The sequence below is a fragment of the Halorubrum sp. Hd13 genome (assembly GCF_002252755.1).
GTDB lineage: Archaea > Halobacteriota > Halobacteria > Halobacteriales > Haloferacaceae > Halorubrum.
The window spans coordinates 15,667-27,093 of sequence record NZ_NHOY01000077.1; the positions used below are offsets into that span (position 1 = coordinate 15,667).

Consider the following 11,427-nt stretch of genomic DNA (forward strand, 5'->3'; position numbering starts at 1 on the left):
CCGATAAGGGTCGGGAAAGCGGCGGAAGTCGATCCGAGTCCCCGCCGCAAGACCTATCTCCGCGCCTCGGGGAGTCGCCACCATTGTGGACGAGCACCGAGAGCGCGCCGACGACGACCCCGCCGCGGGTCTCGAAGCCGACCCCGACGGAGAGTCTGCCGTTCGGGGCTCGGTCCGTCGTCGCCTCCGGAGCGCAGTCCGGGCCCGCGTCGGAGTCGACCGGCGCGCCCTCGCGGCGTTTCGGGTCGCGCTGGGGATCGCCCTCCTCGTCGATCTCGGACTGCGCGCTCGGAACCTGACGGCCTTTTATACCGACGCTGGCGCGCTCCCGCGCTCGGCGCTCGCGGAGGCGTACCCCCTCGCCGCTCGCCTCTCGCTGCACGCGCTCTCCGGCGAGGCGTGGTCCGTCGCGCTGCTGTTCCTCGTCGCCGCCGTCGCCGCCGTCGCGCTCGCGGCCGGCCACCGTACCCGCGTGGCGACGGCGGTCTCGCTGGTCCTGCTCGCGTCGCTACAGGCGCGGAACCCGTTCGTGCTCAACGCGGGCGACAAGCTGCTCGTCCAACTGCTCGCGGCCGGGCTGTTCTGCCCCCTCGGCGCGCGCTGGTCGGTCGACGCCGTGCGCGGCGGCGCGTCGCTCGGGGACTCCGTCCGAGCGGCCCGCGAGGACCGTTTCGCCGGCCCGGCGTCGGCGCTCCTGTTGGCCGTCGTCGTGGTGGTCTACGGCGCCAACGCGGTCGAGAAGCTCAGGGGGACGGCGTGGGCCGGAGGCGAGGCGGTCGGACAAGTGTTCCGGCTCACGTACCTCCACGGGCCGCTCGGAGGGCTGCTGCCCGAGGCGGCGCCGCTGCTCGCGGCCGCCACCTACGGCTGGCTTGCGCTGCTCGTCGCGTCGCCGCTGCTCGTCGCGTCGGCCGGACGGGTCCGGGCCGCGCTCGCCGGATGCCTGTTCGCCGCGCACCTCTCGATGGCGTTCACGCTCCAGCTCGGCGTCTTCCCGCTGGTCTCGGCGGCCGCCCTGCTCCCGTTTTTCCCGCCGTTCGTCTGGGACCGCGTCGAGGGGGCCGTCGGACCGTCCGGCGCGCGGCTCCGCCGGGCCGCGGAGTCGGCCCTCGTCGGCGACCCGCGAAACGAGGGGCCGAGAAACCGAGCGGCGCGCGTCCTTCCGGACCGGGCGGTCCGCGGTCGCGTCGCCGCCGCCGTCGCCGCCGTCCTCCTCGTGTCGCTGCTCGCGTGGAACGGCATGGCGGCCGGGCTCGTCGACGCGCCCGAACCCGTGGCGGCGACGGCGGGCCCGGCGGAGCACGGCTGGGACATGTTCGCGCCGAACCCGAGTTCGATCGACGCGCGCTTCCTCGCGACGGCGGCGACCGCCGACGGCGACCGGATCGACGCGCTGTACGGCGACCCCGTCGCGGTCGACCGGCCTCCGTCGGACGCGCGGGCGTACCCCACCGCGCGCTGGCGGAAGTACCTCACCCTGCTGGCGGACGACGAGGCGCCCGCCCGCGTCGACCCGCTCCTCACGTATCTCTGCGACCGGTCGGCGGGACTCGCGGGGGAGGACGTCGCGTCGGTGACCGCCGCGGCGGTCGAGATCGACGTGACGGACGGCGGCGAAACGCGGGTCAGGGAGCTCGGAACGCGGGAGTGTCGGCCGAGGTAACGTTCGGAACCGGGGCGGCGACCGGGGCGACCGACGAGCGGCTGACCACTTATCTGTCCCCCGCCCGAACCGATCGACGTGACGGAGAGCGAGCGATCTCACCCGCCGACGTCGGTGCTCCTGCCGACGGTTCACTGGACGGAGGCGTGTTCGGAGGTGGCCGCCCAGCTCGGCGAGGGCGACGAGCTGTTGGTGATCTGCGACGCCGACGACGACCCGGTGGCCGAGCGCCGGGGCGGGGGCGTCGGACGGGATGGCGGCGCTGGAGAGTGCGACGCTGGAGAGTGCGACGCTGGAGAGAGCGTCGGACGGGAGGGCGACGCTGGGGAGGCCGACAGCCTGCCGGACGGCGTCCGCGTCGTCGTCGCGGGAGAGCCGGAGGGGTGTTCGGGGAAGTCGAACGCGATCGCCGCCGGCATGGAGGCCGCCGGACACGACCGTATCGTCTGGACCGACGACGACTTCCGTCACCCGCAGGGGTGGCTCGCGGAGCTCAACGCCGACTACGATCGACAGGGACCGACGACGGAGGTCCCCGTGTTCGTCGGAGCGGACCCGCTCGGTCGGCTGTTCGAACCGGCGTACGTCATCGGCGGGACGCTGCCGCTCTCCCGCGGCGGAATCGCGTGGGGCGGCGCGGTCGTGTTCGAACGGGACGACCTCGACGAGGGCGCCCTCCTCGGCGACCTCCGCCGGACCGTCAGCGACGACGGGACCCTCGCGGAGCACCTCGACGTGAGCGCCGCCGACCGCGCCCGAACCGTCGCGGCGGGCGGGTCGACGCGCGAGTCGCTGGAGCGGTTCGTCCGCTTCTTCCAGATCACGCGACACCACGAGCCGGCGGCGGCCGCGGTCAACCTCCTCCTCTCGGTCGGCCTCGCGGCGTTGTGCCTGCTGGCGCCGATAGCGGGCGTGGCGTTCGTCACGGCCCTGTCGGGCGCGGCGTACGCGAGGTTCGGGATCCGACGGGCGACGTTCCTGCTCGCCGGTCCGGGTGTCCTGATTTCGCCGGCACTGCTCGCGTACGCGCTCGCGCGTCGGACGTTCGTCTGGGGCGGTCGACGCTACCGGTGGCGGTCGATGTTCGACGTCGAGGTCGTGGAGCGGTGAGCCGGATAACAGCCTGAATCCGGCGCCGTCGGGCGGTTCGGCGCGCGCTACAAAACGGCAGGCACTTTACGCGGGTCCGACAACGCACGAACGTTCATGAGCTACGATAAGGTCGACGTCCCCGACGACGGCGAGGCGATCACGCTCGCCGACGAGGAGACCGGCGAGCTGAACGTCCCGTCGAATCCCATCATCCCGATCATCCACGGCGACGGGATCGGCACCGACGTCGGGCCGGCGGCGCAGCAGGTCCTCGACGCGGCCGCGGAGGCGACCGGGCGGTCCATCGCGTGGATGCGCGTCTACGCCGGCGCCAGCGCCCGAGAGATGTACGACGAGAACCTCCCCGAGGACACCGTCTCGGCCATCCGCACCCACCGCGTCGCGATCAAGGGTCCGCTGACGACCCCCGTCGGCGCCGGCTTCCGCTCGCTGAACGTCGCGCTCCGCAAGACGCTCGACCTGTTCGCCAACGTCCGCCCGACCTACTACATCGACGGCGTTCCCTCGCCGGTCAAGAACCCGGAGGAGATGGACATGGTCACCTTCCGGGAGAACACCGAGGACGTCTACGCCGGCATCGAGTGGGAGGCCGGCACCGACGAGTCCGAGGAGGTACGCGACTTCCTCGAACAGGACATGGACGTGGCCGACGTCATCCACGACGGCCCCGTCGGCATCGGCGTCAAGCCCATCTCCGAGTTCGGCTCGAAGCGCCTCATCCGCGAGGCGGTCGACTACGCGCTCGCCAACGACCGCGACTCGGTCACGCTCGTCCACAAGGGGAACATCATGAAGTTCACCGAGGGAGCCTTCCGCGACTGGGGCTACGAGGTCGCCGAGGAGGAGTACGGCGACGACGTCATCACCGAGGACCAGCTCTGGGAGGAGCACGACGGCGAGCGGCCCGAGGGCACGCTCGTCGTCAAGGACCGCATCGCGGACAACATGCTCCAGCAGCTGCTGACCCGCACGGACGAGTACTCCGTCATCGCGACGATGAACCTCAACGGCGACTACATGTCCGACGCCGCCGGCGCGCAGATCGGCGGCCTCGGCATCGCGCCCGGTATCAACCGCGGTCACGGTCGCTGTCTCGCCGAGCCCGTGCACGGCTCCGCGCCCAAGTACGCCGGCGAGGACAAGGTGAACCCCACCGCGATGATCCTCTCCGGCCGCGAGATGCTCGACTACCTCGGCTGGTCGGACGCCGCCGACCTCGTGCGCGAGGCCGTCGAGGAGACCATCTCCTCCGGCAAGGTCACTTACGACCTGCACCGGCAGATCGAGGGCGGCGAGAAGCTCGCGACGAGCGAGTTCGCCGACGCCGTCGTCGAGAACATCGAAAAACGGTCATAGACAGTTTTTCGAGCGTTCGGAAATCTTCGATTTCCGAGAACATCGAGAAGCTCGCGTAAGCGCCGCTCACCGCCTCGGTTCGTTTTTTGTACTGCGCCGCTCCGACACTGAGCCGCGGCGCCGGGAAGAATAGCGCCGAGGGAGTTACCGCCCGGACTCGTAGAACTCCTCGCGGTAGACGCGCCCGAACGCGTTCCGGCGGAGGGTGCTGGCGGCCGCGTCGGGCTCCTCCTGAAACGTCGCCGCGACCACGGTGTCGGCGAAGGGGATCGGGTGCCAGACGAGGTTGTCGACGTTGCCGGAGCCGATCCGGACCACGTCGTCGGCGTCGAACTCGCTGTCGGCGAGCCACGCGTCGAACTCGGCCTCGTCGCCGACGTGGACCGCGAGCAGCTCGGCGAAGGTGGCGTCGCGGGCGGTCCGGACGACCTCCGGCGTGACGCGCTCGTCGTACTCGTCGGCGCCGAACTCCATCGCCTTCGTCGCCTCGCGGACGACGACCTGCGCGACCGGGCCGACCTCCTCGTAGCGTTCGAGCGCGTCGGCGCGGGTCTCAGGAGCGAACGTCCCTCTGGTGTGCATACGCCGCGTTGGTCGCCGACTGAAAAGGGCGTTCCGTTACGCGGACGGATCGGGGTCGTCGTTGGCAGGGTCGTCGGTGGCAGGGTCGTCGTTGGCAGGGTCGTCGGCGTCGGGATCATCGACGTCGCCGCTGGCGTCGTCGCGATCGGCGTCGGCCTCCTCGTCGCCCTCGCCGTCCTCGAACATCTTCCGCGTCAACTCGCGGGCCTCGCGCAGCGCGGCTTCGGTCTCCGGGTCCGTCGCGCCCGACTCGTTGACGGCGCCCCCGGCGCGAGGGGCGTCGCGGCCGGCCTGGTGACTGTGGCCGTGTCCGGCCCCGCCCCCTCCCGCGTGGTCGTGGTCCCCGAGATCGACGTCGGGTCGCCCGCGGTCGACGGTGTCCTCGAACACCTCGTGGTACTCGGCGTCCTCGGCGCGAGGAGTTACTTCGGCGGCGAGCCCGGCCGGGTCCTGCTCGCTCCAGTCGGGGACGCGGTCGTCGAGCCACGCCTCGTGGTCGTCTCCGTGGAGCATCGCCGTGAAGGCGAGGTGATGCGCGAGGTGTTCGCCGTCGCGCTGGGGAGTCTCGCAGACGGGGCACGCGTATCCCATTATGTGCCCGGGTTCGCGCGTGAAGCGTAAATTGGCGTCGGACGAATACGGAGATGACGACGTTTGTTTATAAGCGAGTGATTGCGGAGCGGCGGTGAACACCTCCAAAGCCCCGGCCGCTCGGTTATAAATGTGTGACTGCGGAGCAGCGGTGAACACCTCCAAAGCCCCGGCCGCGAGGACTCGCGCGACTCGCTGCGCGCTTCAGTCGCTCGTTTCACTCGCTCCTTGCAGTGCTTGCGTCGTCGTGCTTCGTCCTCGCGGCCGCCCCTTCGAGTCCCACCCGACCGCACGGCACCGCAGCCTCACACCTCCCCAGCCTCGCCGCGGTCGCCGATGGCGACCGCGGGCTCCCTCGCGCGTGCTGCTCGGCCGCGAGGCGGCCTCGCAGGCACGCGCCACCGCACCGCACGCTGGTTTATAAGTGATCGTCGCCGTCGCTCTCGGGCGTCCGTCTCGCGTCGTCGCTCTCGGGAGTGCCGGGTGACGCCCCTATCGCCACTATAACAGCAACTTTATCACTCGCACGGGGCGAATTTCCGGTAAGACTACTCCGTTAGGAGGTCCAACAGTGACTGAAGCCAACACACAACCGGAGGTGAACATCGGTCTCGTCGGTCACGTCGACCACGGGAAGACGACGCTCGTGCAGGCGTTGTCCGGCTCGTGGACCGACCAGCACAGCGAGGAAATGAAACGCGGTATCTCGATCCGGCTGGGGTACGCGGACGCGGCGTTCCGGCGCTGTCCCGGCGTCGACGCGCCCGAGTGTTACACCGTCGACGAGGAGTGCGAGGACGGCTCCGAGAGCGAGCCGATCCGGACGGTCTCGTTCGTCGACGCCCCGGGCCACGAGACGCTGATGGCGACGATGCTCTCGGGCGCCTCGATCATGGACGGCGCCGTGCTGGTCGTCAGCGCGACCGAAGACGTCCCGCAGGCGCAGACGGAGGAGCACCTGATGGCGCTCGACCTCATCGGGATCGAGAACGTCGTCATCGCACAGAACAAGGTCGACTTGGTCGACCGCGACCGCGCGGTCGACAACTACCGGCAGATCCAAGAGTTCGTCGAGGGCACGGTCGCGGAGGACGCGCCGATCGTCCCCGTCTCGGCCCAACAGGAGGTCAACCTGGACCTGCTCATCGACGCGATCGAGACGGAGATCCCGACCCCCGACCGCGACCCCGGCGAGAACGCCCGGATGTACGCGGCGCGATCGTTCGACATCAACCGGCCGGGCGCGACCGCGGCGGACCTCAAGGGCGGCGTCGTCGGCGGGTCGCTCGTCAGCGGCGAGCTGTCGGTCGGCGACGGGCTGGAGATCCGCCCCGGCCGCGAGGTCGAAGAGGAGGGCCAGACGGAGTGGCGGCCGCTCGAAACGACCGTCCGCTCGCTGCAGGCCGGCAGCAACGACGTGGAGTCGGCCCGGCCGGGCGGGCTGCTCGGCGTCGGCACCGGGCTCGACCCGAGCCTGACGAAGGGCGACGCGCTCGCGGGGCAGGTCGCCGGCGAGCCCGGGACGCTCCCGCCGACGCGCAACGAGTTCGAGATGCAGGTCGACCTCCTCGACCGCGTCGTCGGCAAGGAGGACGACGAGAGCGGCGAGAGCGACATCGAGGAGATCAGCACCGGCGAGCCCCTGATGCTCACGGTCGGCACCGCGACGACGGTCGGCGCGGTGACCAGCGCGCGCGACGGCGAGTGCGAGGTGAGCCTCAAGCGGCCCGTCTGCGCCGAGGAGGGCGCGCAGATCGCGATCAACCGGCGCGTCGGCGCGCGCTGGCGGCTCATCGGCGTCGGGACGCTCTCGTAGCGTGACCGACGACGCCCGCGCGGACGGTTCGGACTCGGCTCGCACGGGCGACACTCCGACCGCGGTCCTCGCGGACGACGGCCCCGACGACGCCCCGGTCGTCGCGCTCGACGCGAGCGCGCTGATGGCGCCGGTCGAGGCGAACCTGCGGCTGTTCGAGGAGCTCGACCGGCTCCTCGGCGCGTACGAGGCGGTCGTCCCGGCGGCGGTCGTCTCGGAGCTGGAGCGGTTACAGGGCGGAAACAGCGAGGCGGCGACCGCGGCGAGCGTGGGCGCGGACCTCGCGGCGCGGGCCGAGGCGGTGGCGACGGACGAATCGTACGCCGACGACGCGCTGGTCGAGCTGGTCACCGAGGGCCGGGTCGACGGCGTCGTCACTAACGATCGACCGCTGGCGAACCGGGTGCTGGAGGCGGGCGCACCAGTAATCGGTTTAAGGGGTCGGAACGCACTGGCGATAACGGAACCCTAGCGGACGCGGACAACCAAGAACATGTACAAACGAGTTCGACTCAAGGATACGGTCGAGGTGCCGCCGAAACACCTGGCGGACGTCACCGACGAGCGGGTGAAAGCCCTGCTCCAAGACAAACTGGAAGGACGAATGGACGAGGACGTCGGCAGCGTCGTGAGCGTCATCGACGTTCACGACATCGGCGAGGGGGCGGTGTTACACAACCGCCCCGGCGTCTACTACGAGGCCGAGTTCGACGCGCTGACGTACGACCCCGACATGCAGGAGGTCGCCGACGGGACGGTCGTCGAGACCGTCGAGTTCGGCGCCTTCGTCGGGATCGGGCCGGTGGACGGCCTGCTCCACGTCTCGCAGATCACCGACGAGTACCTCACGTTCGACGGGGCGAACCAGCAGCTCGCCTCCTCGGACTCCGACAAGACCCTCGGCGTGGACGACGCCGTCCGGGTCCGAGTCGTGACGAAGAGCATCGACGAGCGAAACCCCCGCGACTCGAAGATCGGGCTCACGGCGAAACAGCCGGGGCTCGGGAAACACGAGTGGCTGGAGGGGAAGCGGCTTCACCGCGAGCAGACCGGTGAGGAGGCAGACTGATGGCCGAGGACCGCCTCGCCTGCCGTGAGTGCCACCACGTCAACGACCCCGACTCGCAGACCTGCGAGCACTGCGGGTCGTCGTCGCTGACGGAGGACTGGGCGGGCTACGTCATCATCACGAAACCCGAGGAGAGTCAGATCGCCGAGGAGATGAACGTCACGAAGGCCGGCTCGTACGCGCTGAAGGTACGGTAGCGACGCCGGAGCGGCAAAGACCGAGAGTCACACGCCCCGACTCATGCTCACCCTTCCAGACTCCATGCGCGACGCGTTCAAAGGGCCGCTCGGCCCGGTGACGACTGACGCCGAGGAGCTGCTCGCGGGGGCGGCGGAGACGGCGGCCGAATACGGAGACGGGGGCGCCGCGGGCTCGGGCGCCCCCGACGCCCCCATCGTCGCCGTCGGCGACGTGGTCACGTACCACCTCCGCGAGGCGGGCCGCGTCCCCGACGTCGCGCTGATCGACGGGAAGACCGAACGGGAGGCGGTCCGCGCGGAGATCGAGTCGGCGCTCGCGGCCGCCGAGGACCGCCGCGTTCGCGTCGAGAACCCCGCCGCGTCGCTGTCGGCGGCGCTGCTCTCGGCGCTACGCGACGCGCTCGATGCGGGCGAGCCGGTCATCGTCGAGGTGACGGGCGAAGAGGACCTGGCCGCGCTCCCGGCGATCCTCGCGGCGCCCGACGGCGCGAGCGTCGTCTACGGTCAGCCCGGCGAGGGAATGGTCCGGGTCGCGGTCACGCCCGAGTCCCGCGCGGAGGCGCGAGCGCTGTTCGAGGGGCTCGACGGCGACGTCGAGGCGGCCTACGAGGCGCTGGGGATCGCGCCCGACCGCGACCGGTAACCGGCCGACGACGGCCCCGTTCGGTTCTGATCGCGACCGCGCTCACGGCGGGTCGACGTAGGCACTCGACGCCAGCGCTCCGAGACCGACGACGAGCCCGGCGGCCGCGGTGAGCCGCGGCGTGGCGGGGAACGGCTCGTAGACGAGGTACGGCTCGATCCCGAGATCCGTCAGCCGCCGGACCGCGGCGGTGCCCCACAGGCCGCTCGCGAGGATCGCGCCGCCGGAGACGACGCCCAGCGTTCCGGTGACGAAGCCGAACCCGGATGCCGCGTCCTCGACCGCGATGAGCGTCCACGTCCGGTCCTCGCTCGGGTCGGGATGGCGGTCGACGTACAGGGCGACGACGGTGAGTCCGACGCTCGCGGCCGCCAGACCGACGACGCCGACGAGCACGGCCGCGACGGCCCCGAGGCGGGTCATCGTCGGGTTCCCCGCGAAGTACGTCTCCCTGACCGCCACCGGGAGCGCCGCCGTGACCGGCCCGACGAGCGCCGCCAACAGCGCGAGGAGACCGCACACCCGGAGCTTGGTCCGGACGGACAGCGGCACGATGACGTGTTTCGACCGGAGGAGGTCGTATCGGGTGCGCTCTGTCGGCTCGACGAACGGTTCCGTGTCGTCGGACATCCGACCGACGGTTGGTGCTAATCGGACTAAACCGTGTCTCCGGCGGTCGCTCGGGCCGCCTCCCCGACCGTCGGCCCGGGGCGCGTCGTCGGCGCGGTGATCGAGAGTGACGATCCCAGATCGCGGGCGTGAGGGGAGCGACTCCGCCCTCACCCCCGCTTCGAAATCCTTTTACAGCTTTCGAGGGGATATACGCTTAACTGAACCATGGACGTCGATATCATCTCCGAAGAGGAGAACCCGATGTTGCACCGCACGGACATTCGATTCGAGACGACTCACGAGGAGGCGACGCCCTCCCGGCTCTCGGTCCGCGACTCGCTCGCGGCCAAGCTTGACAAGGCCTCCGAGGAGGTCGTCGTCCACGAGCTGAACACGAAGTTCGGCATGCGCAAGACGGTCGGCTACGCGAAGGTGTACGACACCGCCGAGGACGCGCTCGACGTCGAACAGGAGCACATGCTCGAGCGCAACAAGATCGGCGACGAGGCCGACGCGGACGCCGAAGAGGCCTGACGGCGCGCCGGATGCGCGTTCTCGGTATTGAGGGGACCGCGTGGTGTGCGAGCGCCGCGCTGTACGACGCCGAGACCGACTCCGTTCTCATCGAATCGAACCCGTACGAACCGGATAGTGGCGGGATTCATCCGCGCGAGGCCGCCGAACACATGTCCGAGGCGATCCCAGAGGTCGTCGACGCGGTCCTGACGGCGGCCGAGACCGAGCACGGCCCGGATGCGATCGACGCGGTCGCCTTCTCGAAGGGACCGGGGCTCGGCCCCTGTCTCCGGACCGTCGCCACGGCCGCGCGTGCGCTCGCCGGGGTGCTCGACGTCCCCCTCGTCGGCGTCAACCACATGGTGGCGCACCTGGAGATCGGCCGCCACCAGTCCGGCTTCGAGAACCCGGTGTGTCTGAACGCCTCCGGCGCGAACGCGCACCTGCTCGGCTACCACGACGGTCGCTATCGCGTGCTCGGCGAGACGATGGACGCCGGCGTCGGCAACGCGATCGACAAGTTCACGCGCCACGTCGGCTGGGACCACCCCGGCGGGCCGAAGGTGGAGGCCGCGGCCGCGGAGGCGGCCGCCGAGCGCGAACCGGACGCCCAGCTGGTGGACCTCCCGTACGTCGTCAAGGGGATGGACTTCTCCTTCTCGGGGATCAGCTCCGCCGCCAACGACGCGTACGACGACGGGGTCCCGGTCGGGGAGATCTGCTTCTCGCTGCAGGAGCACGTGTTCGCGATGCTGACGGAGGTGTCGGAGCGGGCGCTCTCGCTGACCGGCGCCGACGAGCTCGTCCTCGGGGGCGGCGTCGCGCAGAACGACCGGCTCCGCGGGATGCTGTCGACGATGTGCGCGTCCCGGGGCGCCGACTTCCACGCGCCGGAGCCGCGATTCCTCCGCGACAACGCGGGGATGATCGCCGTGCTGGGCGCGGAGATGGCCGCGGCGGGCGACACGGTCCCGATCGCCGACTCCGCGATCGACCCGAACTTCCGGCCGGACCAAGTGCCGGTGACGTGGCGCGACGACGACGCGTCGGTCGCCCGCGGGCGGGGAGACCGGGAGCGGGAGACGGCGGCGACGGCGAGGACAGCGGCACCGACACGTCGACGTACGCGACGGCCGCCGCGGCCTCGTTCACGACGCTCAATCCGATATACAACGACGAAAACGGCGCCGGGAACGCGATCGCTCGCGCGCTCGACCAGGGGTACACGTTCAACGCCGACAACGAGTACGTCCCGCTGCTCTACGA

General features: G+C 70.8%; 13 protein-coding genes. 10 read left to right on the top strand and 3 right to left on the bottom strand.

Going from position 1 to position 11,427, the window contains the following annotated elements; genetic code table 11:
- The first annotated feature begins 85 nt into the window (after positions 1-85).
- The 3 genes from DJ81_RS10355 to icd all read left to right on the top strand — a co-directional run bounded on the left by DJ81_RS10355 (position 86) and on the right by icd (position 4,132).
- On the top strand, positions 86-1,663 hold the full coding sequence (locus DJ81_RS10355) for an HTTM domain-containing protein (RefSeq protein ID WP_094558658.1): 1,578 nt from the start codon (positions 86-88) through the stop codon (positions 1,661-1,663).
- Positions 1,664-1,741: 78 nt separating this feature from the next.
- A complete protein-coding gene (locus tag DJ81_RS10360) occupies positions 1,742-2,773 on the top strand; it encodes a glycosyltransferase family 2 protein (protein WP_094589570.1) in 1,032 nt (343 codons plus the stop codon).
- Between the two features lie 96 nt (positions 2,774-2,869).
- Positions 2,870-4,132, top strand: a complete 1,263-nt coding sequence (gene icd / locus DJ81_RS10365) for an isocitrate dehydrogenase (NADP(+)) (protein WP_094524111.1) — start codon at positions 2,870-2,872, stop codon at positions 4,130-4,132.
- A gap of 144 nt (positions 4,133-4,276) precedes the next feature.
- On the opposite strand, the gene DJ81_RS10370 is transcribed toward icd, so the two are convergent.
- Both DJ81_RS10370 and DJ81_RS10375 read right to left on the bottom strand, forming a co-directional pair.
- Positions 4,277-4,714, bottom strand: a complete 438-nt coding sequence (locus DJ81_RS10370) for a DUF5809 family protein (RefSeq protein ID WP_094589572.1) — start codon at positions 4,712-4,714, stop codon at positions 4,277-4,279.
- Positions 4,715-4,750: 36 nt separating this feature from the next.
- Positions 4,751-5,305: a DUF5810 domain-containing protein gene (locus DJ81_RS10375; RefSeq protein WP_094526080.1), complete on the bottom strand. Its 555-nt coding sequence runs from the start codon at positions 5,303-5,305 to the stop codon at positions 4,751-4,753.
- Between the two features lie 571 nt (positions 5,306-5,876).
- Here DJ81_RS10375 and DJ81_RS10380 point away from each other — a divergent pair.
- Genes DJ81_RS10380 through DJ81_RS10400 form a run of 5 tightly spaced genes read left to right on the top strand, consistent with a single transcriptional unit; the run spans position 5,877 to position 9,033 of the window.
- Positions 5,877-7,121, top strand: a complete 1,245-nt coding sequence (locus DJ81_RS10380; RefSeq protein ID WP_094527598.1) for a translation initiation factor IF-2 subunit gamma — start codon at positions 5,877-5,879, stop codon at positions 7,119-7,121.
- A gap of 1 nt (position 7,122) precedes the next feature.
- On the top strand, positions 7,123-7,593 hold the full coding sequence (locus DJ81_RS10385) for a PIN domain-containing protein (protein WP_094589574.1): 471 nt from the start codon (positions 7,123-7,125) through the stop codon (positions 7,591-7,593).
- A gap of 21 nt (positions 7,594-7,614) precedes the next feature.
- Positions 7,615-8,190, top strand: coding sequence for a DNA-directed RNA polymerase (locus DJ81_RS10390; protein WP_094524106.1), 576 nt, complete (start codon positions 7,615-7,617; stop codon positions 8,188-8,190).
- On the top strand, positions 8,190-8,387 hold the full coding sequence (spt4, locus tag DJ81_RS10395) for a transcription elongation factor subunit Spt4 (RefSeq protein ID WP_008001262.1): 198 nt from the start codon (positions 8,190-8,192) through the stop codon (positions 8,385-8,387). Before DJ81_RS10390 ends, spt4 begins: the two co-directional genes overlap by 1 nt.
- Before the next feature lie 43 nt (positions 8,388-8,430).
- Positions 8,431-9,033, top strand: a complete 603-nt coding sequence (locus tag DJ81_RS10400) for a GTP-dependent dephospho-CoA kinase family protein (protein ID WP_094589576.1) — start codon at positions 8,431-8,433, stop codon at positions 9,031-9,033.
- 42 nt (positions 9,034-9,075) lie between these two features.
- On the opposite strand, the gene DJ81_RS10405 is transcribed toward DJ81_RS10400, so the two are convergent.
- Positions 9,076-9,663, bottom strand: coding sequence for a hypothetical protein (locus tag DJ81_RS10405; RefSeq protein WP_094524104.1), 588 nt, complete (start codon positions 9,661-9,663; stop codon positions 9,076-9,078).
- Positions 9,664-9,870: 207 nt separating this feature from the next.
- Between DJ81_RS10405 and DJ81_RS10410 the strand changes: the two genes are divergently transcribed.
- Both DJ81_RS10410 and DJ81_RS10415 read left to right on the top strand, forming a co-directional pair.
- Positions 9,871-10,179, top strand: coding sequence for a 30S ribosomal protein S24e (locus DJ81_RS10410; protein WP_094524103.1), 309 nt, complete (start codon positions 9,871-9,873; stop codon positions 10,177-10,179).
- Between the two features lie 11 nt (positions 10,180-10,190).
- Positions 10,191-11,427, top strand: a 1,237-nt coding sequence (locus DJ81_RS10415; RefSeq protein WP_249269115.1) for a bifunctional N(6)-L-threonylcarbamoyladenine synthase/serine/threonine protein kinase, incomplete at its 3' end; no start/stop codon positions are given.